The 23129-nt window shown below is 64.9% G+C and carries 20 protein-coding genes; 13 read left to right on the top strand and 7 right to left on the bottom strand.

The annotated features are described in order from the left end of the window. Nucleotides 1-45: 45 nt before the first annotated feature. The 8 genes from AT984_RS17590 to AT984_RS17625 all read left to right on the top strand — a co-directional run bounded on the left by AT984_RS17590 (nt 46) and on the right by AT984_RS17625 (nt 7675). A complete protein-coding gene (locus tag AT984_RS17590) occupies nt 46-651 on the top strand; it encodes a DUF2889 domain-containing protein (protein WP_058721217.1) in 606 nt (201 codons plus the stop codon). Between the two features lie 25 nt (nt 652-676). Continuing rightward, nucleotides 677-1837, top strand: coding sequence for an ADP-forming succinate--CoA ligase subunit beta (gene sucC / locus AT984_RS17595; protein WP_058721218.1), 1161 nt, complete (start codon nt 677-679; stop codon nt 1835-1837). A gap of 73 nt (nt 1838-1910) precedes the next feature. Further along, complete coding sequence (sucD, locus tag AT984_RS17600) at nt 1911-2804, top strand: succinate--CoA ligase subunit alpha (RefSeq protein WP_058721219.1); 894 nt, start codon at nt 1911-1913, stop codon at nt 2802-2804. Nucleotides 2805-2941: 137 nt separating this feature from the next. Then, a complete protein-coding gene (locus tag AT984_RS17605; RefSeq protein WP_058721220.1) occupies nt 2942-3685 on the top strand; it encodes a TerC family protein in 744 nt (247 codons plus the stop codon). Nucleotides 3686-3699: 14 nt separating this feature from the next. Next, a complete protein-coding gene (locus tag AT984_RS17610) occupies nt 3700-4779 on the top strand; it encodes a serine/threonine-protein kinase (RefSeq protein WP_197418152.1) in 1080 nt (359 codons plus the stop codon). After that, nucleotides 4776-5564, top strand: coding sequence for a Stp1/IreP family PP2C-type Ser/Thr phosphatase (locus tag AT984_RS17615; RefSeq protein WP_058721222.1), 789 nt, complete (start codon nt 4776-4778; stop codon nt 5562-5564). The genes AT984_RS17610 and AT984_RS17615 overlap by 4 nt, the downstream gene beginning before the upstream one ends. Before the next feature lie 187 nt (nt 5565-5751). Further along, nucleotides 5752-6411, top strand: a complete 660-nt coding sequence (locus AT984_RS17620) for an FHA domain-containing protein (RefSeq protein ID WP_058721223.1) — start codon at nt 5752-5754, stop codon at nt 6409-6411. Between the two features lie 154 nt (nt 6412-6565). Continuing rightward, complete coding sequence (locus AT984_RS17625) at nt 6566-7675, top strand: GGDEF domain-containing protein (protein WP_058721224.1); 1110 nt, start codon at nt 6566-6568, stop codon at nt 7673-7675. 81 nt (nt 7676-7756) lie between these two features. Here AT984_RS17625 and AT984_RS17630 read toward each other — a convergent pair whose 3' ends face one another. Both AT984_RS17630 and AT984_RS17635 read right to left on the bottom strand, forming a co-directional pair. Further along, on the bottom strand, nt 7757-8575 hold the full coding sequence (locus tag AT984_RS17630) for an HDOD domain-containing protein (RefSeq protein WP_058721225.1): 819 nt from the start codon (nt 8573-8575) through the stop codon (nt 7757-7759). A gap of 169 nt (nt 8576-8744) precedes the next feature. Further along, the gene (locus tag AT984_RS17635; protein ID WP_058721226.1) at nt 8745-9506 is read right to left on the bottom strand and encodes a sulfite exporter TauE/SafE family protein; all 762 of its coding nucleotides are present in this window, start codon (nt 9504-9506) and stop codon (nt 8745-8747) included. A 537-nt stretch (nt 9507-10043) separates the two neighbouring features. On the opposite strand from AT984_RS17635, the gene AT984_RS17640 reads away from it, so the two are divergent. Further along, the gene (locus AT984_RS17640; RefSeq protein WP_082680133.1) at nt 10044-11459 is read left to right on the top strand and encodes a TIGR03790 family protein; all 1416 of its coding nucleotides are present in this window, start codon (nt 10044-10046) and stop codon (nt 11457-11459) included. A 156-nt stretch (nt 11460-11615) separates the two neighbouring features. Next, nucleotides 11616-13478, top strand: a complete 1863-nt coding sequence (locus AT984_RS17645) for a B12-binding domain-containing radical SAM protein (protein WP_058722427.1) — start codon at nt 11616-11618, stop codon at nt 13476-13478. Nucleotides 13479-13492: 14 nt separating this feature from the next. Here the strand turns inward: AT984_RS17645 and AT984_RS17650 are convergent, their stop codons facing one another. Both AT984_RS17650 and AT984_RS17655 read right to left on the bottom strand, forming a co-directional pair. Beyond that, nucleotides 13493-14152 carry a tRNA-uridine aminocarboxypropyltransferase gene (locus AT984_RS17650; protein WP_058722428.1) on the bottom strand — a complete coding sequence of 220 codons (660 nt, stop codon included), beginning with the start codon at nt 14150-14152 and terminating at the stop codon, nt 13493-13495. An 11-nt stretch (nt 14153-14163) separates the two neighbouring features. Continuing rightward, nucleotides 14164-15405, bottom strand: coding sequence for a hypothetical protein (locus tag AT984_RS17655; protein ID WP_156422086.1), 1242 nt, complete (start codon nt 15403-15405; stop codon nt 14164-14166). A 71-nt stretch (nt 15406-15476) separates the two neighbouring features. Here AT984_RS17655 and AT984_RS17660 point away from each other — a divergent pair, with 71 nt between their 5' ends. Further along, nucleotides 15477-18377 carry a DEAD/DEAH box helicase gene (locus AT984_RS17660; protein WP_082680135.1) on the top strand — a complete coding sequence of 967 codons (2901 nt, stop codon included), beginning with the start codon at nt 15477-15479 and terminating at the stop codon, nt 18375-18377. A 105-nt stretch (nt 18378-18482) separates the two neighbouring features. Here the strand turns inward: AT984_RS17660 and AT984_RS23055 are convergent, their stop codons facing one another. After that, on the bottom strand, nt 18483-18656 hold the full coding sequence (locus tag AT984_RS23055; RefSeq protein ID WP_156422087.1) for a hypothetical protein: 174 nt from the start codon (nt 18654-18656) through the stop codon (nt 18483-18485). Between the two features lie 151 nt (nt 18657-18807). Between AT984_RS23055 and AT984_RS17665 the strand changes: the two genes are divergently transcribed. Then, on the top strand, nt 18808-19185 hold the full coding sequence (locus AT984_RS17665) for a thioredoxin family protein (RefSeq protein WP_058721229.1): 378 nt from the start codon (nt 18808-18810) through the stop codon (nt 19183-19185). Nucleotides 19186-19294: 109 nt separating this feature from the next. Then, nucleotides 19295-20692 carry a leucyl aminopeptidase family protein gene (locus AT984_RS17670; protein ID WP_058721230.1) on the top strand — a complete coding sequence of 466 codons (1398 nt, stop codon included), beginning with the start codon at nt 19295-19297 and terminating at the stop codon, nt 20690-20692. 32 nt (nt 20693-20724) lie between these two features. Here AT984_RS17670 and AT984_RS17675 read toward each other — a convergent pair whose 3' ends face one another. Then, a complete protein-coding gene (locus AT984_RS17675; RefSeq protein ID WP_058721231.1) occupies nt 20725-22398 on the bottom strand; it encodes a GMC family oxidoreductase in 1674 nt (557 codons plus the stop codon). Nucleotides 22399-22487: 89 nt separating this feature from the next. Next, nucleotides 22488-23126, bottom strand: a complete 639-nt coding sequence (locus AT984_RS17680) for a MarC family protein (protein WP_058722430.1) — start codon at nt 23124-23126, stop codon at nt 22488-22490. Nucleotides 23127-23129 lie beyond the last annotated feature (3 nt).

The raw sequence follows: 23129 nt of genomic DNA on the forward strand, positions 1-23129 counted from the left end.
TTATTTCATCCGGGTTTCGTCCCTGCGCTCAGCTGTTTTTTGCCCATGTCCTCCTCACCCATCCCCAACTCTTCGCGTCGATTGATCCACCGCCGCGCCATCGATGTGCAAGTTTTTGCACGCGATGATGAGTTGTTTGAGGTTGAAGCCGGGCTGGTCGACAGCAAGACGCAGGACATTCCCCTGGCCGACGGCATCCGTCGCGCCGGCGACCCGATTCACGATATGACCCTGAGCCTGGTCATTGACCGTCAAATGACGATTCGGCAAGCCAGCTCGGTGACGCGCTGGATGCCTTATCCCGGCGCTTGCGAGTCGCATGGCGACGCCTACGCCAAACTGGTCGGCCTGAACTTGATGCGGGGCTTCCGCCTCGGCGTCAAAGACCGCCTCAGCGGTGTCAAAGGTTGCACCCATTTGACCGAGTTGTGCCAGGTCTTGCCTACCGCGGTGATCCAAGCCTTCGCCGGCACGGTGATCGACACCCGCGAAGGCTCGCCCGAAGGTCACCCGCCGTTCCAGATCGACCGTTGCCATGCCTTGCGCAGTGACGGCTCGGTCGTCGAAACTCACTACCCTCGCTGGTATCGCAAGATGGCAGAAGCGGCGCAAGCCGCCGAGCCGCGAGCGCTGCCTGCTTCCTCTTCCTGACTTCCTCCAGAAAAGCGAGACCCCTATGAAGATTCACGAGTACCAGGCCAAGGAAATCCTGCGCCAATTCGGAGTGCCGGTGCCGCGTGGCCATGCGGCTTTCACAGTGCAAGAAGCGGTTGAAGCCGCACAGAAGCTGGGCGGCCCGGTCTGGGTCGTGAAGGCGCAAATCCACGCCGGTGGCCGTGGCAAGGGCGGCGGCGTCAAGCTGGGCCGTTCGCTGGAAGACGTCAAGAAGCTGTCCGAAGAAATCCTCGGCATGCAGCTGGTCACGCACCAAACTGGCCCCGAAGGCCAGAAGGTTCGCCGCCTCTACATCGAAGACGGCGCTGACATCAACAAGGAGCTGTACATCTCCCTGGTGACCGATCGCGGCACGCAAAGCGTTGCCTTCATCGCTTCGAGCGAAGGCGGCATGGACATCGAGGAAGTGGCTCACTCCACCCCCGAGAAGATCATCACCGAGATGATCGACCCCCTGGTCGGCCTGACCGAAGCCCAGTCGCGCAAGATCGCTGCGACCATCGGCCTGAGCGGTGCCTCGATCGACCAAGCCGTCGACCTGTTCGCCAAGCTCTACAAGTGCTACATGGACACCGACGCGTCGCTGGTTGAAATCAACCCGCTGAACTGCGATTCCAAGGGCAATCTGATCGCCCTGGACGCCAAGTTCAACTTCGACGCCAACGCCCTGTTCCGTCACCCAGAAATCGTGGCTTACCGCGATCTGGACGAAGAAGATCCGGCCGAAGTGGAAGCCTCCAAGTTCGACCTGGCCTACATCTCGCTGGACGGCAATATCGGCTGCCTGGTGAACGGCGCCGGTCTGGCCATGGCCACCATGGACACCATCAAGCTGTTCGGCGGCGAGCCGGCCAACTTCCTGGACGTTGGCGGTGGCGCCACGGCCGAGAAGGTCACCGAAGCCTTCAAGATCATGTTGAAGAACCCTGACGTCAAGGGCATTCTGGTCAACATCTTCGGCGGCATCATGAAGTGCGACACCATCGCCGAAGGCGTGATCACCGCTTGCAAGGCCGTGAACCTGTCCGTGCCGCTGGTGGTGCGCATGAAGGGCACCAACGAAGAGCTGGGCAAGAAGATGCTGGCCGAATCCGGCCTGCCCATCATCGCCGCCGATTCGATGGCCGAAGCCGCAACGAAGATCGTTGCCGCCGTCGCTTAAAGACCTTGCGGGACAGACCGACCGAGCGTATTGGCGAGTCGCTCTGTCCCCAACTGACTAGGAAGAATTCGCAATGAGCATTTACATCAACAAAGACACCAAGGTCATCACCCAGGGCATCACGGGCAAGACCGGTCAGTTCCACACCCTGGGCTGCCAGGCTTACGCGAACGGCAAGAACGCCTTCGTCGCTGGCGTGAACCCCAAGAAGGCTGGCGAGAAGTTCTCGGACATCCCAATCTACGCCACAGTCAAGGAAGCCGCTCACCAGACCGGCGCCACCGTGTCGGTGATCTATGTGCCGCCCGCTGGCGCTGCCGCTGCCATCTGGGAAGCTGTGGAAGCCGATCTGGACCTGGCCATCTGCATCACGGAAGGCATCCCCGTCCGTGACATGCTGGAAATCCGCAACAAGATGAAGGCCAAGGAAGCTGCCGGCGGCAAGAAGACGCTGCTGCTGGGCCCCAACTGCCCCGGCCTGATCACGCCCGAAGAAATCAAGATCGGCATCATGCCCGGTCACATCCACCGCAAGGGCCGCATCGGCGTGGTCTCGCGCTCCGGCACGCTGACGTATGAAGCAGTGGCACAGCTGACCGAAATCGGCCTGGGCCAGTCCTCGGCTGTCGGCATCGGTGGCGACCCGATCAACGGTCTGAAGCACATCGACGTGATGCAAGCCTTCAACGACGACCCGGATACCGACGCCGTCATCATGATCGGTGAGATCGGTGGCCCGGACGAAGCCGAAGCCGCTCGCTGGTGCAAGCTGAACATGAAGAAGCCCGTCGTTGGCTTCATCGCTGGTGTGACTGCCCCTCCCGGCAAGCGCATGGGCCACGCAGGTGCCCTGATCTCTGGCGGCGCCGACACGGCCGATGCCAAGCTGGCGATCATGGAAGAGTGCGGCTTCACCGTGACCCGCAATCCTTCCGAAATGGCCAAGCTGCTGAAGGCTTTGCTGTAAACCTTTTCCGCTACAAAGCCGGGCCACAGCGGCCTGGTTTGATCCGGAACACCAAAGGGGCTCAGGCCCCTTTTTTCATGGCGCCCGCGCCACCGCACCTGTCGGTATAGTGGCCGGGCAGCGATTTAGAAAATTCAATGGACAATTTCCTCAGCCCAGATTTCTGGCTGGCCGTCGGCCAGATCATCATGATCGACATCCTTTTGGGTGGCGATAACGCCGTGGTGATCGCACTGGCCTGCCGCAAACTGCCCGATGCGCAACGCACCAAGGGCATTCTGTGGGGCACAGCAGGTGCCATCGTGCTGCGCGTGGTGCTGATCTTCTTTGCGCTGACGCTGCTGCAACTGCCTTTTCTGAAATTGGTCGGCGGCCTCTTGCTGCTGTGGATTGGCGTCAAGCTGCTGATGCCCGAAGACGAAGACGAGCACGACAGCATCCAGGCCAGCGACAAGCTCTGGGCCGCCGTCAAAACCGTCATCGTGGCGGACTTTGTGATGAGCCTGGACAACGTCATCGCCATTGCCGGTGCGGCCCAGGCCGCTGGTGGCGAACACCAGATGCCTTTGGTGATCTTCGGCCTGCTGGTGTCGATTCCCATCATCGTCTGGGGCAGCCAGTTGGTGATCAAGCTGATGGATCGCTTCCCTGTGGTCATCAATGTGGGCGCCATGCTGCTGGGCTGGATCGCCGGCACCATGATGGTGGGCGACCCAGCGCTTGCCGCCTGGGTTCCCACCCAAGCCGGCGACCAACCGGGCACCCCCAACCATGTGCTGCCGCTGTGGCATTACGGCTGCGGCGTGCTGGGTGCTTTGCTGGTGCTGGCTCTGGGCAAATGGCTGGCGGCTCGCCAGTCCGCACCGGCGTCGGCCGGCTGACAGGCAGCGCAAGCATGAGCGGCTTCTGGCAGCGCCTGCTCGGTCGGCCTCACTCCGCTGAGGCCGCCGGTCAAGACCTGACCCCAGCGCAAGCGCAAGTGCAGGCGCCCGCCGCCGGCGAGGGCCTGGCAGCGTACGAGTTGCAAGGGGAGCTGGGGCGCGGCGCGATGGCGGTGGTGAATCTGGCCGTCGAGCGCAAAAGCGGCCGTACCCTGGCCATCAAACGCCTGGCCTTGCAGCGCGAGTTCGCGGCCGAGGATTTGGCCGATGTGCGCCAGCGCTTTATGCGCGAAGCCAAAGCAGCCCGCCACCTGCAACACCCCGACATCCTGCAAGTGCTGGACGCCGGGGTGGACGGGCAAGACACCTGGATCGCGATGGAGTATGTGCAGGGCCAGGACCTCAGCCACTTCACCCGCTCCGGCACCTTGCTGCCCATCAACGAGGTATTGCGCCTGGGGCAACGCCTGGCCCTGGCGCTGGACTATGCGCACCAGCAAGGCGTGGTGCATCGCGACATCAAACCCGCCAATGTGATGCTGGACCGCGGCCACGGCGTGCTCAAGATCATGGATTTCGGCATTGCCCGCATTGCCGACGGCAGCCGCACCCGCACCGGCTTGGTGCTAGGCACGCCCTCCTTCATGTCGCCCGAGCAATTGGCCGGCCTCAAGGTGGACGGGCGCAGCGATCTTTATTCGCTGGGCGCCATGCTTTACCAGCTGTTGACCGGCCGCCTACCACACCAGACCGATTCGATGGCCCAGCTGATGTACCAGATCGCCAACGAGCCACCGGCCGATGTGCGCCACTACCGCCCCGACCTGCCGGAAAGCCTGGCCCTGGTGCTGGCCTTGGCGCTGGAAAAGCGCCCCGAGCTGCGTTATGCCAGCGGCCAGCAAATGGCGCAGGACCTGGGCGCCGTGCTGGAACAAACCGGCGAACTCGGCGACGCCAGCGCCGCCAAGCTGCAAGGCCAGGCTGCCAGCGCCGAATCTGCCAAATTGGACCCCGGATTCGCCCAAACTGTGCGCCTTCAGCTGAAGGAAGCAGGGCAGAATCCCCCACCAGCTAACCACACAGAATTGCCATGAGTTTGGAGTTTTTCAGCGCCACCGATGTCGGGCGCGCGCGCAACAACAACGAAGACTCGGTGGCTTTGGACGAGAACGTGGGCCTGGCCGTGCTGGCCGACGGCATGGGTGGCTACAACGCCGGTGAAGTGGCCAGCCAGATGCTGACCAGCTTCATCCGCGCCGAATTGGGCCGCTGGCTAAAAGAGTCCAGCGCCGAGGCGACCCATGTTGACCTGCGCCGCGCCATGGACATCTGCGTGGACAACGCCAACCGCGCCATCTTCAACGCGGCCAACACCAATCCGCGCTATGCCGGCATGGGCACCACGCTAGTTTTGGGCGTGTTCCGCGAGGACGGGTTGCTGCTCGGCCATGTCGGTGATTCACGCGGCTACCGCCTGCGGGGCGGCCAGCTCACCCAAATCACCCGCGACCATTCCCTGCTGCAAGAGCAATTGGACGCGGGCTTGCTGACCCCGGAAGAAGCGGCCTACTCCAGCAACAAAAATCTGGTGACGCGCGCCGTGGGTGTCGAAGACACCGTGATGTTGGAATTGCACCAACACGAAGTGCAGCCTGGTGATGTTTACCTGTTTTGCTCCGACGGCCTGTCGGACATGCTGGAAGACGAGGCCATGCGCCAGTTGCTGCTGGCGCATCCCACCTTGCCAGAAGCCGCGCAAGCCCTGATCGACGCGGCCAACGACATGGGCGGCCGGGACAATATCGCCCTGGTTTTGGTGCGCGTCGAAGGCCGCCTCAAGCCCGAAGGTCGTACTTGGTGGCCGTTTGGGCGTCGCTAAGAGGCGTCAACAAGGGTTGCCGAGAAGTCAAAGCACTGCGAAGCGACATTCCGGGCAGCTATCATCGCTGCCGTAGACGCTCTGCGAACCAGGCGCGCCGGCCGGCAAGATTTCACGTTCGGATCTGCCACGGCTTGAGCGAGCGCGCCGCACTCGTGGCATGCAACAACAGAATTTGAGGTCAAAGATGGGCAAGCTGGTGGTTTCGCTCGATGGTGTGGTGATCAAGGATGTCCAGATTACAAAGGACAAGACCACGCTCGGGCGCCGACCTTACAACGACATCGTCATCGACAACCTGGCGGTGAGCGGCGAGCATGCCGTGCTGCAGATGGTGGGCGCCGATGTCTTCATCGAAGACCTCAACTCCACCAACGGCACCTACATCAACGGCAAGGCCATCAAGAAGCAGTTGCTGGCCAACAATGACACGGTCGAGATCGGCAAGTACAAGATCAAGTTCTTGCTGGAAGACAACGGCGACTACGAGAAGACCATGATCCTGAAGTCGGGCGCTGCCGGGGCCACGCCCAGCGGCTTCGGCCTGCCTTCGGCCTTTGCCTCACTGCCCACCGCCGCCACCGCCTTGCCGGCCACCATCAAGGTGCTGACCGGCGCCGCCGCTGGCCGCGAGGTCAGCCTGACCAAGGTCGTCACCACCGTGGGCAAGCCCGGCGTGCAAGTGGCCTCCATCACCAAGCGGCCCAGCGGCTATGTGTTTGCCCATGTGGAAGGCCTGGCGCGCCCCAGCGTCAATGGCAGCCCGCTGACCGGCGAATCGGTGGCCCTGAAGAATGGCGACGTGATCGAACTGGCCGGCACACAGATGCAGTTTGTGCACGGCTGAGTCAGCCGCGCCGGTTTGACGGTGCAGCACCGCTGCGCCGAGGGCTTAGCCAGGGATATACCCTGGCAAGATCGGGCCCGCAAAGTGGCACTTGCCATGCAGAATCAATGCACACCGAGCGCGCTTGGGGCGCGCCGTGCAGCATTGATCCCACGTGAGTAGTTCCAGCATTCAACCCGACACCCCTCTTGACGCCCCGCTGCCGCCGGCCAAGCCGGTGCGCGCGCTGGGCTGGCGCTTAGGTCTTGTCGTGTTGCTGACGTGCAGCTTGGCCGTTGGGCTGACCGAATGGCTGAACCTGCCCGCTGGTCACGCCATGGGCTGGACCCAAGCGCTGCCACCTACACCTCAAGCCTTGCCGGGCCAGGCCCGTGCCGGTACGCAAGAACTGCTGTTTGAGCCCAGCAGTGCCGGCGCCGCTGATCTGCAAGCCGCGCAGCCTCCGCAGCCATGGCTCCAATGGCTGGCGCGTGACCTGGGCCTGGTCTTGCTGCTGAGCCTGGCCCTGCACGGGGTACTCAGAAGGATGCTGCTGCGGCCCATGCAAGCGCTGGACGGCCAGGCTCACCGCCTGAGCCAGGATCTGCTGGCCGAGCGGCAGCGCAGCGCGATGCTGCGCCAACAAAGCGAGCAGCAACATGACGCGCTGCTGCAAGCTCAGCTGGCCCATGCAGCCACGACGCGTGAGCTGAACGAACTCAGCCGCGTGGATGCGCTGACCGGCCTGCCCAACCGGCGCGAGTTCGAGGAAGCCCTGCGGCGTGAGTTCAAGCGCGCCCAGCGCCAGCGCGGATGCCTGGCCCTGGCGGTGCTGGATCTGGACCGCTTCAAGAACTTCAACGAGCGTTACGGCCAGGCCGCCGGAGATGCTGCCTTGCAGCGCTTTGCCAGCCTGCTGGCCGAGCGCTTCAAACGCGATACCGATCTGGTCGCCCGCCTGGGTGGCGAGGAATTTGTGGCCCTGCTGCCGGGCTTTGAGCCGCAAGCCTGCCAGCAATTGCTGGAGCAATTGCGCGAGGACCTGCGCGCCTTGCAGATTGCGCATGCCGGCGGCGTCAACGAGAGCCTAACCCTGAGCGTCAGCGTGGGCCTGGCGGCCTACAGCCCCCAGCAACCCTATCTGAGCTCACAAGCGCTGATGCAGGCTGCCGATGAGGCGCTCTACCTGGCCAAGCACACGGGGCGCGACCGCCTCAGCCGTGCGGCGATTTCAGCTGCCTCGCCTCGGTCGGCTCAGGCCGATCTGGCCGGCCGCAAAGTCTGAGCCAATCAAGCCTTGGAGTTAGCGCAGCGGCGGCACCTGCCTGCAGCGCTCAAAGGCAAGCTAACGGACGTATGAGCGGCTTTAGCGGCCGTGTTCCTGCGCCTGCTGCAACTGCTCGCTGACGCGACGCGCGGCGCGCAGCACCAGGGTTTCATCCAGCGAGGCCTGGGGCGAAATCTCATGCGCCACCTGTTCCAGCTTGGCCGGCTCCATCAACAAGGCCCAAGCCACGGTGGAGATGGCACTGACACCACGGCGCTGCAGCGCGTCGGGCATCACCAGGCTGTCTTGCACCTCAACGTGGTGGCGCACGCTGGCCACCGCGGCGGGCGCCAGGCCCCAGCTCTCGCACAAGGCGGCGCCCAGCGCGTCATGCGTGACGCCAAAGGCGCGGCGCTCCAACTCCACCAATTCAACGTCGCGCGTGGCCGCGCGCAACATGGCCGGGTAATGCGCTGGCGCATGGCGATACAGCACCGCCTTGCCGCATTCCTCAAACAGGCCGGCAGAATGCGCGGCCCAAGGATCGACACCCAGCATCTGGCCCATGCGGCCCATCATCACGCCGCGCTCGGAAGCCCGGCGCCAGACTGGATCCAACTCAGCCGCCGGCGGGAAGGCCGCGCGTAAACCCATCTCGAAGGTGATGCCCGAGACTTCGCGCATGCCCAGATAGGTCAGGGCCTGATGCACGGTTTGCACCTTGCCGCGCAAACCGTAGAGCGAGGAATTGACCGCCTTCAACACCGCCGCAGCCAGGGCCATATCGGTTTCCACCAGGGCGGACATGGCCAGCAAATCAATATCTTCAGCCGCCATCAGCAGCGACAACTTCACCAGCACTTCCGGCTGGGTCGGAATTTCTATTTCAAGCGTACGAAGCTGCGGATCAACAGACATGGTCAGATTCCTCGAATTGTTCTTGATGTTAGCGCCTGCGCTGGGCTTCTCAGCTTGGGCAATGCGCCTATTGCAGCAGCTATTGAACCGGCTTTTCGCGACGCCTGCTCACGAGGGTGAATAGTCAGCAGCCATGCAGGGTGGGGCACAAGCACGCACAAGCCCTGAATCAGCGCAAAAAGGCGTCGTAACCCGTCTTCAGAATCAGTGCGCCGACCACCAGCACAAACATGCTGCGCACAAAGCCCGCCCCGCGCGCCAGCGCCATGCGCGTGCCCACCAAGCTGCCCAGCACATTGGCCACCGCCATCACCAGAGCCACCTGCCACCAGATATGCCCCTTGGCGCTAAACAAGACGATGGCCGCACAGTTCGTGGCCACATTCATCAGCTTGGCCGTGGCCGAGGCGTGCAAAAAGTCGTAGCCCAGCACGCGCACAAACAAGAAGACAAAGAAGCTGCCAGTGCCCGGTCCAAAGAAGCCGTCGTAAAAACCAATCACCAGGCCGATGGCAGCGGCCACCCAGGTTTCCGCCCGGCCCGCAAAGCGCGGCGCATGTTGGCGGCCCAGGTCCTTGCGGGCCAAGGTGTAGATCAGCACCGCCAACAAGATCAGCGGCAGGGCACGCCGCAAAAAGCCGGCATCCACCAAAGTGACCGTCCAGGCGCCGGCAAAACTGCCCAGCAAAGCGATCCCAGCGGCCGGCAGCAGGGCGCGCCAGTTCAAGCTGACGCGCTTGGCGTATTGCGCCGTGGCCCAGGCAGTGCCCCACACCGAGGCGCCCTTATTAGTGCCGAACAAGGTGGCTGGCGCCGCCTGCGGAAACACGCCGAACAAGGCCGGCACCAGAATCAGACCGCCGCCGCCCACCACCGCATCCACAAAACCGGCCAGCAAAGAGGCCAGGGCAAGAATCGACAACTCAAACATGGGCGGGAAACGGGGGCTTGGACAACAGAGCCGGGCGCAAAAGCCCCGGGCAAAAATAAAACGAGCGCCTGGATCACTCCAGGCGCTCGTGATTGTGACAGTGTCACTTTTTTCGTCTTGAATTACTGCTTGAGTTGTCTCCTCAGCCCGCCTTTGTCGATGCCGCTTGCGCGGTAAGGACATTACGTGGGTGCAAATGTAGGCGGCCAGCCCCCATGCACGCACTTGGGGTTTTTACGGGCAATTTGCACCTTTATGGGTGGTTGGCGTGCGCTCACTTGCCTGATATCTTTAATAAATCAAGCACTTATTCTTCTAAGCAATGCACTTTTTTGGGATTAGCCAAGTAGGGTTCAAACGCGGATTGAGCCGCTTTTGGCTTGATATTTGTTGTGTTTTGGCAAACTTAGTCGCTTGTTCTAGACCTCATTCGGCCGGGCGGCAAGCGCTTTTTTCAGCCCGCATAGGACAAGTACAGCCCATAAGCCGGGCCAACTCGGTACATTGAGCCTGACGGCGGATGCAAAACTAGCAAGCATGTTGTTCCCTATTCATTCTTCGCTGCGTACCCGCGTGTGGGCCGGCCTGCTGTGCCTGAGCTTGCTCGCCTGCGGCGGCGGAGGTGGCGGCAATACCAGCAGCGCCACGTCCGTCAGCACGCCAGCCCCCGTGGCAGCGCCGACCCCGGCGCCAACGGCCAGTGCCACCAGCACCCTGGGCCTGAGCTTGCCCCGCCAAGGCCTGAATGCCAGCGAACTGGGCGTGATCGTGGCCGAGGGCGATGCGCTGTCAGAAGCCATCGCGGCCTACTACCAAGCGGCACGAGGCGTGCCTGCGGCCAACATCATCCGCGTCAAGGTTGACACCAGCAGCCCGACTATTTCCGCCACAGCTTTTGCCAGCCTGAAGGCCGATGTAGACGCCAAGTTGCCCGCCGGCGTGCAGGCCAGCTTGGTGACCTGGACGGCGCCCTCGCGCGTGGTGGACAGCTGCGCCATGAGCATCACCAGCGCCCTGGCCTTTGGCTACAACAGCAAATACTGCGGCGGCTGCGCCAGCACGGCCAGCTCCGCCTACTTTGATTCAGAGTCGCGCCAACCCTGGACCGATTTGCGCATACGCCCGGCCATGATGTTGGGCGCCACCTCGCTGGCTAGCGCCAAGGCCCTGATCGACCGCGGCGTACAAGCCGATGGCAGCCTGCCCAGCGGTGATGGCTATCTGATCAACACCAACGATGCGGCGCGCAGCATCCGCTTCAGCGATTTCAGCCCCTTGCCCGCGGCCTGGGCCGGTCGCCTGACGCTCAACTACATCAACAACAGCCTAGGGCCAGACAGTGCCAACAGCATCAGCGGCAAGACCGGCCTGCTGTTCTATTTCACCGGCTTGGCCAGCGTGCCCAATCTCAGCAGCAACAGCTTCCGCCCCGGCGCAGTGGCAGATCACCTCACCTCCTACGCCGGTGTCTTGCCGACGAGCGGCCAGATGTCCGCCCTGGCTTGGTTGGATGCCGGCGCCACCGCCAGCTACGGCACGGTGGAAGAACCCTGCAACTTCAGCAATAAGTTCCCCAAGGTATCGACCTTGATCGATCAGTACTACCGCGGCGCCAGCCTGATCGAGGCCTACTGGAAGGCCGTGGAGTGGCCCGGCCAAGGCCTGTTCGTCGGTGAACCGCTGGCCCGCCCCTTCCCCGACAGCCCCAGCTTTGTGCTGCAAGGCAATCAATACCAGATCAGCACACGCGCCCTGCGGCCCAATAGCAGCTATGCGCTGGACTACCGCGTCGGCACCGCCGGCAGCTGGGTGCGGCTGGCCAGCTTCAGCACCGGCGCGGTGCCCGCCCAAAGCCTCAGCGCGCCGCTGCCGCCCGCAGACGCCACCCAGCTGCGCTGGCTCGGCCCTTGCCCCAGTGATGCCAAGCAGCTCTGCACCTTGAGCAGCAGCTAAATCCCAGGGTATAGCGGGGCAGGCAAAATAGCGCACCGCGCCGCCCCAGCGCAATACAGCGCCCCCATGACCTCCCCCTTGTCCTTTTTCCCGCCCGCCCGGCCCGCCGATGGTGCTGCCGTGCCCGCCTTGCGTGTGCTGTCCATCATCCCGCCGATGACGCAGCTCAACACGCCTTACCCCTCTACCGCCTACCTGACCGGCTTTCTGCGCTCGCGCGGCGTCGACGCCGTGCAAGAAGACCTGGCCCTGGCCTTGATGCTCAAGCTGTTCTCGCGCCCGGGCTTGCTGGCACTGCGCGACTGTGCCCAAACCATGGCCAAGCCGACGCCCCAGGTGCAGGGCTTTCTCGAGCTGTTTGATCGCTACCTCTCCACCATCAGCCCCACCATCGCCTTTTTGCAAGGCCGTGACCCCACGCTGGCGCACCGCATCAACACCCGCCAATTCCTGCCCGAGGGCGCGCGCTTCGCCACGCTGGATGTGTATGTGGACGAGGAAGGCGGCGACCCGCTGGCCTGGGCTTTTGGCGCGCTGGGCCTGCAAGACCGTGCCCGCCACCTGGCCACGCTCTACCTCAACGATCTGGCCGATGTGCTGCGCGAAGCGGTCGACCCGCGCTTCGAATTCGTGCGCTACGCCGAGTCCCTGGCCACCAGCCAGCCCAGCTTCGAGCCCCTGGCCCAAGCCCTGGCCGCACCGCTGAATCTGGTCGACACCACGCTGCAAGACCTGACCCTCGCCGCGATTGCCAAGCACCAGCCGCAGCTGGTGCTGATCTCGGTGCCCTTCCCCGGCGCGGTGTATGCGGCCTTCCGCATCGCCCAAACCATCAAGGCGCGCTTCCCCGACATCACCCTGGCCCTGGGCGGCGGCTTCGTCAACACCGAGCTGCGCGAGCTGACCGAGCCGCGCGTGTTCGACTATTTCGACTTCCTCACCCTGGACGCCGGCGAGCGCCCGCTGCTCGCGCTGCTGGAGCATCTGCGAGGCCAGCGCCCGCGTGAGCGCCTGGTGCGCTGTTTTGTGCGTGATGCCGAGGGGACGGTGCGTTATCTGAACTTCGCCGAGGCCGACGTGGCCTTTGCCGAGGTGGGCACGCCGACCTGGGATGGCCTGCCGCTGGACCGCTACCTCTCGCTGCTGGACATGCTCAACCCGATGAACCGCTTATGGTCCGATGGGCGCTGGAACAAGCTCACGGTGGCGCATGGCTGTTACTGGAAGAAGTGCAGCTTCTGCGATGTCAGCCTGGACTACATCTCCCGCTACGAGGGCGCCTCCGCCGCCACCCTGGTGGACCGCATCGAAACCATCGTCAATGAAACCGGCCAGACCGGCTTTCACTTTGTCGACGAGGCCGCGCCGCCCAAAGCCCTGAAGGCCCTGGCCGCCGAGTTGAAGGCACGCCAGCTGGACATTTCCTGGTGGGGCAATATCCGTTTCGAAAAATCCTTCAGTCCGGAGCTGTGCCAGCAACTGGCCGACAGCGGCTGCATCGCCATCTCCGGCGGGCTGGAAGTGGCCTCCGACCGCTTGCTGACGCTGATGAAAAAAGGCGTCTCAGTGGACCAGGTGGCGCGCGTCACCAAGGGCTTTGCCGACGCCGGCATCTTGGTGCATGCCTATCTGATGTATGGTTTCCCGACGCAGACCGCGCAAGACACGGTCGATGCGCTGGAGTACGTGCGCCAGCTCTTCGAGCAAGGCTGCATCCACAGCGGCTTCTTCCACCGCTTCGCCTGCACCGTGCATTCACCCGTGGGCAAGAGCCCGCAAGATTACGGCGTTAGCCTGTTGCCGCTGCCGCCCGGCGGCTTTGCGCAAAACGATGTGGGATTTGTCGACCCCACCGGCGTGGACCACGACCGCCTCGGCCTGGGCCTGAAGAAAGCCATTTACAACTATATGCACGGCATCGGCCTGGACGAAGACGTGCGCAGCTGGTTCACCGTCAAGGTGCCGAAGACGACCGTGGCCCGGCATCGCATTGCGCGCGCGCTGGATCAGCGCGGCTGATCCGTAGCCCGGGATCAGCCTTCGGACTCAGACTGAGGTCGCGCTGACACCAAGCCCTGCCGCTGCGCCACAAAGCCCTCGAAGCCGGCCCACAAGGGCGCGTACTTGGCGGCAACTGCTTCAGCCGCTGCCGGGGTCTGCCCTTGCGACTCCACTTGCTGCAAGGCCAGCACCGCCGCCTCCAGACTGGAGCGTTGCTGCTCGGGGCGCTGCGCTTTGCGGATGGCGTAGCGCGAGGGCGGCAGCGCACTCGCAGCCAAGGCCAGGCGCGGCAGCTGCTGCAGAAGTGGGTTGAGGTGCAGCAGCTTGCGGCTCTTGCGCCAGGTGGCATCCAGCAGCACCAGGCGCGCGGGCTCCTTCGCCTGCGGCCAAGCGCCTGCGTCGGCCGACTCATCCAGGGGATAGAGCAAGGCCGTGCCGGCCTCATGCAAGCCCAGCGCCAGCAGATCAGCGGGATCGAATTGCTCGCCCACCAAGACCCGGCAGCGCTGCAGGCAGCGGCTCAGCAGGCGCACCGTGCCCTTGGCCTGGTACTGCTCTTGCGGGTGCTGCAGCACGATCAACTCGACCCGGTTGGCCACGGGCCGCACCCATTCGCACAAGCAGGCGGGCAGGGGTAGCGCACAGGCGGCGCACAGGGTGCGGCGGCTGGCGGGGCTATCGCTGCCGCTCATGGCTTGCGCCATCAACGCCAGAGCTTGAGGCCGTCCAGCCGGGCCTCGATCTCAGCCATCTGCGCCTTGTAGCCTTCGGACTCCACCGTGCCATAGCGCTGCGCGAACTGAGCCGCGCTCAAAAACTCGGGCAAGTCGGCCACATCGGGCATGAAGTCGCGTTCCTGCAAGCCCGTGCTCATCGCCACTTGCAGCTTGGCGGGGCTGGTCTTGGCCAGCAGGCCGAAGCGGGTGCCGGCGCGGTCGGCGGCGATGTCGTTGAAGCTGAAGCCGCTGCCGCCGCGCGAGTCAGCCACTTCCTTGTAAACGCCGATGGCATCGCTGAGCGGCCCGCCACCCTCAATGGCCAGCACGGCGGAGATCAGGAAATGTTGAGGGAAGTCATCCCGCCCGGCCAGCGTCACCACCAGCGGCCGCACCGGCTCCCAGGCGCGCGCGGCCGGCATCAGGATGGCCCAGCTCTTGCCGCTGGCATGCAGGGCCAGGGTCAGGATGGCGGCACGGTTCTCGGCCGCCATCAGGGTCACATCCCCCTTGGCGCGCTGGCGGGCCAGGTCGAACAGCGGCGGCAAAAGCCGCGCCAAAGACACGTGGGCGTAAACCGGATAGGCCGCGGCCACCTGCGCCAAGGCCTGGTGATAAGCCAGAGCGCGCTGCTGCTCGGGTGCGGGCCAAACCAGGGCCATCACCCGCGCCATGCTGTCGGCCTGCCACTGGTATTTGACTTGCGCATACTGCTCGCCGAAGCCGATGTGGCGAATGAGGTCCTTGGCGAATTGCACGTCTTGCTCCGGCGGCAGGCGCAGCAGGGCAGCGCGCAGTACCCAATTCGCCAACCATGCGGGCAGCGGCAGACGCCCCACCTTCACATGCTCAAACTCGGGCAGGCGCCCGGTCTCGCGCAGGCGGGCTTGTACATTCAGCCACAGGCCCAGCTTGGGCACCAGCAAGCTCAGGCGCAAATCGGCCAGGCCGGGGTGCAAGCGCAATTGGGCCGCACCGGCGTGCGAATAGAGCGCGGCCTGGCCCAGCAGCAGGTTCAGATCAGCCTCGCTGATGGTCACGAGGCGCTGCGGATTGCCTTCGACGCGGCGCGGATCATTGCGTTTGAGAAAGTCCTTGGCGCGCGCCACATCGCCGCTTTGCACCTCGGCGGCCGGTGGCAGCAAGGCCTGCCCCTGCAAGGCCAGGGCCAGCGCCAGCACGGTGGCCAGCAGCAAGCCCAGCGCGCTGCCGAGCAAAATTCGTTTCATCGTCAAGCTCATGGCGCGCAGTCTGCCAGCAATTTGTGGCGGGCAGCGGGCCTGCAGAGACAATCCGCCCAATGCCTGACCTTTCGCCGCCCCTTCCAGAATCTGCAGATTCACCCGCACGCCTGTGGCCGCCCGACGCCCCCACCCTGGGCCGCCTGTTCGAGCGCCAGCGCCTGCAGCGCGGGCGCAGCCTGCAGGGCCAGCTTTTTGATATCAAGGAAGACGCCGCCGGCCACGCCAGCGCGCGCTTTTCGGGCGGTGGCGACACGGTATTCGAGCTCTCGGTGCAAGGCCTGGCCGATGCGCAAGGGCGCCCGCACTACGCCGCGCTGTGCAGCTGCAAGACCCAGCGCTTTTGCGAGCATGCCGCCGCGCTGCTGATTAAGCTGCAGCTGGCGGCTGAGCTGCCGCAGCGCAATGCCTTGCTGCAAAGCTGGGTAGAAGCCTTGCGCCGCAAGGCCGGGCGGGATGAGTTGAAGAGCTTGCCCCGCCTGCCCGAGGTGGATGCGGCCAAACTGATGGATCTGTTGATGGCGGACGAGCCGCCGCCTCGCACACCAGCGGCAGCGCCAACAGCCGACGCGCCAGCCATCCCCAAGCCCCAGCCAGCCGGCACGCCGGCCCGCTTCCGCCCGCGCCTGACCTTGCGCAGCCTGGGCCGGGGCGATGGTCTGCTCGGCCTGGCCCCTGGCTCACGCGCTGGCCGGCTGGGTCCGCGCGGCGACCAAGTCACCGTGGTCTGGGTGGACTGGACCTATCAAACGCCACAAGGCCAGCGCTGGGAAACCGCAGCGCCGCGCTCACTGCTGAACAGCCGCCCCGCGGCCAGCGTGCAGCTCGACGATCAGCAACTGCTGCAACGCGACCTGATCCGCGAGGCCGAGGCGCGCGATCAGCTCTGGGCGCTGGACCTGATTCCGCTCGAGAGCAAGCGCCTGCAATGGCGCGACCCTAAATCAGGCGCCAATGTGCCCGAGGGCATGTGGACGCTGGCGCAGGAAGAGTTTTTTTCCGCCTTCTGGCTGGAGCAAGTGCCTCGGCTGCAGGCGCAAGGCTGGGCGGTGGAGGTGCTGCCCGGCTTTGCGCACCGGCCGCTGCAGCCGGAGGCCTGGACCCTCAAGATCGACCGGCTGACGCTGTCCAAGCGCGAGGGCTCCTGGCTCTTGAGCCTGGGCGTGGAGGTGGAAGGCGAGGCGCTGGATCTGGCGCCCATGATTGCCGACCTGATCAAGCGCGACGGCCGCTGGCTGCAGCACGAAGAGCTGGCCGAGATCGAGGACGATGCCATCGTCGTGCTGCACGCCCCCGGCGGGCGCCGCATCGAAGCGCCGGCGCTGACCCTCAAAACCATCATCGGCGCGATGGTGGATCTGCTGACCGACCCCAAACGCGCCGACGGGCCGATCCCGCTGAGCGACTGGGACGCCACCCGCCTGGCGCTGCTGGACATCGACTCCCGCACGCGTTGGCAGATCAGCGGCGATGCGGGCCTGCGGGCCATGGCCAAAAAGCTGCAGGCCGCCGGCTCGCCCCAACCCGTGGCGCCGCCCACCGGCCTGGGCCTGAGCTTGCGCGCCTATCAATTGCAAGGCCTGGCCTGGCTGCAATACCTGCGCGAACAAGGCCTGGCCGGCATCCTGGCCGATGACATGGGCTTGGGCAAAACCGCCCAGGCCCTGGCCCATGTGCTGCTAGAAAAGCAGGCCGGCCGGCTGGACCGCCCGGCGCTGGCCGTGCTGCCCACCTCGCTGCTGTTCAACTGGCAGGCTGAGGCTGCGCGCATCGCGCCGCAGTTGCGCGTGCTTCTGCTGCAAGGGCCGGATCGCGCCCAGCACTTTGCGCATCTGCATGAATTTGATCTGGTGCTCAGCACCTACCCACTGCTCTGGCGCGACATCACGCCGCTGGCGGCGCAGCCCTGGCATTTGCTGATTCTGGACGAGGCGCAGACGGTCAAGAACGCCAGCAGCCGCGCAGCCCGCTCGGTGCGCAAGCTCAATGCCCGCCATCGCCTGTGCCTGACCGGCACGCCACTGGAAAACCATTTGGGCGAGCTGTGGGCGCAGTTTGACTTTTTGATGCCGGGCTTCTTGGGCGACTCACGCAGCTTCCAGCGCCTGTGGCGCAAGCCCATCGAGGTGGGCGGTGAAAACCTGCGCGCGCAATTGCTGGCCCAGCGGGTGCGCCCCTTCATCTTGCGGCGCCGCAAGGAAGAGGTGGCCACCGAGCTGCCGGCGCTGAGCACGGTGACCCGGCGGGTGCAGCTCTACGGTGCGCAGCGTGATTTGTACGAAAGCGTGCGTGTCGCGGCCGACAAGCAAGTGCGCCGCGAGCTGGCCAAACATGGCTTTGGCGCGGCGCTGATGTCGGTGCTGGATGCGCTGCTCAAGCTGCGCCAAGTCTGCTGCGACCCCTGGCTGGTCAAGGGCACGGCCATCGCGCCGGGCATGGAGCGCGCCAAGCTGGAACTGCTGGGCGAGATGCTGCCCGAGCTGGTGGCCGAGGGGCGCCGGGTGCTGGTGTTTTCTCAGTTTGCCGAGATGCTGGGCTTGATCGAGGCCGAGCTGGATCGCCTGGATTTGCCGTTTTTAAGCCTGACCGGCGCCACCCCGGTATCGGCCCGCGGCGCCTTGGTGCGGCGTTTTCAGGCCCTGGAAGTGCCGGTGATGTTGGTCAGCCTGAAGGCCGGTGGCGTCGGGCTCAACCTGACGGCGGCCGACACGGTGATCCACGTCGACCCCTGGTGGAACCCGGCCGTGGAGGCACAAGCCAGCGCGCGCGCCCACCGCATCGGGCAGGACAAGCCGGTGTTTGTGTACAAACTGGTGGTGGCCGGCAGCATCGAGGAGCGCATGCTGGATTTGCAGGCGCGCAAGCTCAAGCTGGCGGAAGGGGTGCTGGGCAGTGACGCGGCGGATGCCATCAAGTTCACGGCCCAGGATCTGGATTTGCTGCTGGCGCCGCTGGCCTGATCGCCATGCTTGGCATGGCTGGCCCGGGCGGGCTGCACTGCAACAATTGCTTTCGGCTGAGCAGCGCCTTGATGAAGATCAAGGCCGCTGTCAGCTCGGCGGCAATTAACGCTTGCGGTCGAAGCGCAGGGCGGCGCGCACCAAGTTGCGACGGTCGCCACCGGCGAAACCGGCTTCAAAGGCTTCGTGCTTGCGACCCTTGTCGAGCGAACCGAGCTGCCACTCGGTGCAGGGAACGCGACGGGTTTGCTGTTGGTCTTGATGCTGCTGGGTTTTCATGGCTTTATGCCTTTGCTCCTGACGGGTTCTGGGGCTCATCCACATGAGCTTCCTGTCCGTCTGCTGATGTCAACGCAGGCGCTCGCAGCCCGGTTGACAATCCGGGGCGAAGTTTTTTTCGTCACCTGTCACAAAGCGCTAAGCTGCCGCCATGAGTTCCGCCCCCCTCCCCACCGACGCCCATCAACGCCATGCCCAGACCACCCTGGTGGCCTGCTTGTGCGCGGCCTGGTGCCGCACCTGTGACAGCTATCACGACACCTTCGCCCAGCTGCGCCAGCAGTTCCCCGACTACCGTTTCATCTGGGTCGACACCGAGGACGACGAAGAGCTGATCGGCGACTTGGATGTGGAAACCTTCCCGACCCTGCTGATCGGCGTGGGTGAGCAGCTGCGCTTCATCGGCCCGGTGACCCCGCAGCTGGCCACCGCCCAGCGCCTGCTGGAAAGCGCGGTGCAAAGCCCCAAAGCCGGCACGGCCGACCCCGCGGCGCAAGCCTTGCTGGTGCGCTTGCAAAGCAGTTGCTGAGCGAGGTCTGATCGGAGGTCTTGAAGGCGGCCTTGTTCGTGGTCATATGCAGGGTGTTGGCCGGGCGGGCGACAATCACGCCATCAAAAAACCTTGCCGGGCCAGACCAATGACCGTCCAATTGAAGAAATCCGCCCCCGCCGGCGCCATCGCCATCACCGTGGCGGACCGCGCCGCCTTCCAGGCCATCGCCCCCAAACTGCCTGCCGCCACCCGCAACTGGCTGGCAGCCGTGGGCTTCACCGGCGCCGCCGACACCCATGCCCTGCTGCCCGGCAAAGACGGCAAGCTGGCCCAGGTGTTTGCCGGCGTCGCGCATGGCGCCCACCCCTTTGCCCTGGCTGCCCTGCCGCAAGCCCTGCCCGAAGGCGTTTACACCCTGAGCGAGGCCGGCATTCAGGTGGCGCCCGAGCAAGCGGCCCTGTCGTGGGAGCTGGGCGCTTATCAGTTTGACCTCTACAAGCCGCGCCGCCGCGCCCCGGCCCAGCTGGTGCTGCCACCCTGCGCCGAGGCCCAGCGTGGCCTGGCGATTGCCACCGTCATGGCTGCCACCCGCGATCTGGTCAACACCCCCGCCGAGCACATGGGCCCGGAGGAGCTGGCCAAGGCCGCCGCCCTGGTGGCCAAGCAGCATGGCGCCAAGTTCAAGCAAATCGTCGGTGAAGAGCTGCTGAAGCAGAACTTCCCGGCCATCCACGCCGTGGGCCGCGCCAGCCACCGCGCGCCCCGTCTGATCGAGCTGAACTGGTCTGGCGTGCCGGCCAAGGCCAGCGCCAAAGCGCCGCTGCTGAGCATCGTCGGCAAGGGCGTTTGCTTCGACACCGGCGGCCTGAACATCAAGGGCGGCGAAGGCATGCGCCAGATGAAGAAGGACATGGGCGGCGCCGCCAATGCCCTGGGCTTGGCGGCCCTGGTGATGGCATGCAAGCTGCCGGTGCGCCTGCAAGTGTTGATTCCGGCGGTGGAAAACGCCATCTCCGGCAATGCCTACCGCCCCGGCGATGTGGTGCCCACCCGCAAGGGCCTGCACATCGAAATCGGCAATACCGATGCCGAAGGCCGCGTGGTGCTGAGCGATGCCCTGGCCTATGCCGCGGAAGGCAGCCCCGACCTGATCATCGACCTGGCCACTCTCACCGGCGCCGCCCGCGTGGCCCTGGGCGCGCAGCTGCCGGCCCTGTTCAGCAAGCATTTCGACACTGCCCGCGACCTCGTCGACCTCGGCCTGAAGCTGGACGACCCGATGTGGCATATGCCGCTGTGGGCGCCCTACAAAGCCGGCATCGAAAGCACGATTGGCGACATCGTCAACACCGGCAAGAGCGCCCTGGCCGGCGCCATCAACGCCGCGCTGTTCCTGGAGTACTTCGTGGCCGAGAACCAGGACTGGCTGCACATCGACCTGTTCGCCTGGAACGATGTGGCCCGCCCGGGTCGCCCCGTGGGCGGCGAGGCGCAGACCATCCGCACCCTGCTGGGCTATCTGGAACAGCGCTACGCGGCTTAAACGGGAAAGCAGAGCGGCCGGGCGCGGGCGGGCTACTCGCCCGCCTTCAGCCAGGCCGCCGCGCGCTCGGCAATCATCAGCGTCGGCGAATTGGTGTTGCCGCTGGTGATGGTGGGCATGATGCTGGCGTCCACCACCCGCAGGCCGGCCACGCCGCGCACGCGCAGGTGGCTGTCCACCACCGCCTGCGCATCATCGGCCCGGCCCATCTTGCAGGTGCCCACGGGATGGAAGATGGTGGTAGCGATGTCGCCGGCCAAGCGGGCCAGCTCTTCATCGCTCTGGAACTGCAGGCCAGGCTTGAACTCTTCCGGCTCGTAGGCGGCCAGGGCTGCTTGCCCGACGATGTGGCGGGTCAGCCGCAGGCTGGCGGCGGCGATGCTGCGGTCTTCCTCGGTGCTGAGATAGTTGGGCGCGATGGCGGGCGCCGCTGCCGGATCCTTGCTGCGGATTTGCACCGTGCCCCGGCTCGTCGGGTTGAGGTTGCAGACGCTGGCGGTGATGGCGTTGAAGTCGTGCAGCGGCTCGCCAAAGGCATCCAGCGACAGGGGCTGGACGTGGTATTCCAGATCGGGCCAGCGTTTGTCCGGCGAGCTGCGCGTGAAGGCGCCCAGCTGCGAGGGCGCCATGCTCATCGGCCCGCTGCGCCGCAGGGCGTATTCCAGGCCGATCAAGGCCTTGCCCCACAGGCTGCCGGCCATGGTGTTGAGCGTCTTGGTGCCCTTGACCTTAAAGACGCTGCGGATCTGCAAATGGTCTTGCAAATTGGCGCCCACGCCCGGCAGCGCTTGCTGCACAGCGATGCCAAGCCGGGCCAGCAAATCGGCCGGGCCAATGCCGGAAAGCTGCAAGATCTGCGGTGAACCGATGGCCCCAGCCGCCAGCAGCAACTCACCGCCCGGATTCAGTGCCACTTGCTGCAGGCCGCGCGGCGTCAAGACCTCGGCCCCCGTACAGCGCAGGCCGCCGCCTTCGGCCGGCAGCAATTGCAAGCGCTGCACCTGGGCGCCGGTCCACATCTCGAAGTTGGGGCGGGCATAGCAAGTCGGGCGCAAAAAGGCCTTGGCCGTGTTCCAGCGCAGGCCAGACTTTTGATTGACCTCGAAATAGCCCACGCCCTCGTTGCTGCCGCTATTGAAGTCCTCAGTGGCCGGGATGCCGGCCTGCACGGCGGCGCTGGCGAAGGCGTCCAGAATGTCCCAACGCAGGCGCTGCTTCTCGACCCGCCACTCGCCGCCATGGCCGTGTGCTGCTTTGAAAGCGGCGCTGGCACCGTTACTGCCGCCACGCGCTTCGCCGTCCAGGCGCCAGTGGTTCTCATGCTGCTTGAAGAAGGGCAGGCTGGCGTCCCAGCGCCAAGCGGGGTCAGATGTTGCCTCGGCCCAGCCGTCGTAATCACGCGCTTGGCCGCGCATATAAATCATGCCGTTGATGCTGGAGCAACCGCCCAGCACCTTGCCGCGCGGGTAGCGCAGGCTGCGGCCGTTCAAGCCCGCATCGGGCTCGGTCTGGTAAAGCCAGTCGGTGCGCGGATTGCCGATGCAGTGCAGATAACCGACCGGGATGTGGATCCAGTGATAGTCATCCCGCCCGCCCGCCTCCAGCAACAAGACCCGCTTTGCCGGGTCGGCCGAGAGGCGATTGGCCAATAAACAGCCGGCCGTGCCGGCGCCCACAATGATGTAGTCAAAACTCATGGCGGCCATGCTGACGCAGCAGGCTTACACGAACAAGGGCGTTGCTACTGAAGCGCGTAAAAAACTGGGCCGTGCAGACCGCGTGACCCTCTGATTTTTTAACCCAGATGCGAGCCCAGCACCGGGAACAGCTTCATCAAGCCGTCAGCCAGCAACTCCACCGCCAGCGCGGCCAGAATCAAACCCATCAAGCGAGTCATGATGCTGATGCCGGTCTGGCCCAGCACCTTGGCAATGCGGCCGGAAGCGGTGAACACGGCATAGGTGAACAAGGCCACCACCACGCCATAACCCACCAGCACGGCCAACTCCCACCAGTGGCGGGTTTTCTCGGCGTAAATCACCATGGTGGAGATGGTGGCCGGGCCGGTCAGCAGGGGGATGGTCAGGGGCACGACGGCGATGCTGGCGCCGGCGTCGGCCTTGCTTTCGGCCGCATTGAGTTCCTCACCACTCGATTCGGCCGGCTTGGCGCTGAGCATCTGAATCGCGCTGATCAAAAGCAGCGTGCCGCCACCCACCTGGAAGCTGGCCAGCGAGATATTGAAGAACTCCAGCAGTTTCAGGCCCAGCAGCGAACTCAGGGCGATCACCAGGAAAGCCGTGAAGCAGCTCACCACAATGGTGTGTTTGCGCTGTTCTTTGGTCAGGTGGCTGGTGAAGTGAATGAAAAAGGGCAGCACCCCGATCGGGTTGACGATGGTCAGCAGGGCCACCAGCGGTTTGTAGATATCCATGGC

This window comes from Paucibacter sp. KCTC 42545, from assembly GCF_001477625.1.
Classification (GTDB): Bacteria; Pseudomonadota; Gammaproteobacteria; order Burkholderiales; family Burkholderiaceae_C; genus Paucibacter_A.

What these genes read in the sequence shown, in the direction of transcription:
- AT984_RS17615 (WP_058721222.1), top strand. Translation starts at nt 4,776, where the DNA reads ATGAGTTTGGAGTTTTTCAGCGCCACCGATGTCGGGCGCGCGCGCAAC.
- AT984_RS17670 (WP_058721230.1), top strand. Translation starts at nt 19,295, where the DNA reads ATGACCGTCCAATTGAAGAAATCCGCCCCCGCCGGCGCCATCGCCATC.
- AT984_RS17630 (WP_058721225.1), bottom strand. Translation starts at nt 8,575, where the DNA reads ATGTCTGTTGATCCGCAGCTTCGTACGCTTGAAATAGAAATTCCGACC.
- AT984_RS17620 (WP_058721223.1), top strand. Translation starts at nt 5,752, where the DNA reads ATGGGCAAGCTGGTGGTTTCGCTCGATGGTGTGGTGATCAAGGATGTC.
- sucC (WP_058721218.1), top strand. Translation starts at nt 677, where the DNA reads ATGAAGATTCACGAGTACCAGGCCAAGGAAATCCTGCGCCAATTCGGA.
- AT984_RS17650 (WP_058722428.1), bottom strand. Translation starts at nt 14,152, where the DNA reads ATGAGCGGCAGCGATAGCCCCGCCAGCCGCCGCACCCTGTGCGCCGCC.
- AT984_RS23055 (WP_156422087.1), bottom strand. Translation starts at nt 18,656, where the DNA reads ATGAAAACCCAGCAGCATCAAGACCAACAGCAAACCCGTCGCGTTCCC.
- AT984_RS17605 (WP_058721220.1), top strand. Translation starts at nt 2,942, where the DNA reads ATGGACAATTTCCTCAGCCCAGATTTCTGGCTGGCCGTCGGCCAGATC.
- AT984_RS17610 (WP_197418152.1), top strand. Translation starts at nt 3,700, where the DNA reads ATGAGCGGCTTCTGGCAGCGCCTGCTCGGTCGGCCTCACTCCGCTGAG.
- AT984_RS17675 (WP_058721231.1), bottom strand. Translation starts at nt 22,398, where the DNA reads ATGGCCGCCATGAGTTTTGACTACATCATTGTGGGCGCCGGCACGGCC.
- AT984_RS17590 (WP_058721217.1), top strand. Translation starts at nt 46, where the DNA reads ATGTCCTCCTCACCCATCCCCAACTCTTCGCGTCGATTGATCCACCGC.
- AT984_RS17640 (WP_082680133.1), top strand. Translation starts at nt 10,044, where the DNA reads ATGTTGTTCCCTATTCATTCTTCGCTGCGTACCCGCGTGTGGGCCGGC.
- AT984_RS17635 (WP_058721226.1), bottom strand. Translation starts at nt 9,506, where the DNA reads ATGTTTGAGTTGTCGATTCTTGCCCTGGCCTCTTTGCTGGCCGGTTTT.
- AT984_RS17660 (WP_082680135.1), top strand. Translation starts at nt 15,477, where the DNA reads ATGCCTGACCTTTCGCCGCCCCTTCCAGAATCTGCAGATTCACCCGCA.
- sucD (WP_058721219.1), top strand. Translation starts at nt 1,911, where the DNA reads ATGAGCATTTACATCAACAAAGACACCAAGGTCATCACCCAGGGCATC.
- AT984_RS17680 (WP_058722430.1), bottom strand. Translation starts at nt 23,126, where the DNA reads ATGGATATCTACAAACCGCTGGTGGCCCTGCTGACCATCGTCAACCCG.
- AT984_RS17665 (WP_058721229.1), top strand. Translation starts at nt 18,808, where the DNA reads ATGAGTTCCGCCCCCCTCCCCACCGACGCCCATCAACGCCATGCCCAG.
- AT984_RS17645 (WP_058722427.1), top strand. Translation starts at nt 11,616, where the DNA reads ATGACGCAGCTCAACACGCCTTACCCCTCTACCGCCTACCTGACCGGC.
- AT984_RS17655 (WP_156422086.1), bottom strand. Translation starts at nt 15,405, where the DNA reads ATGAAACGAATTTTGCTCGGCAGCGCGCTGGGCTTGCTGCTGGCCACC.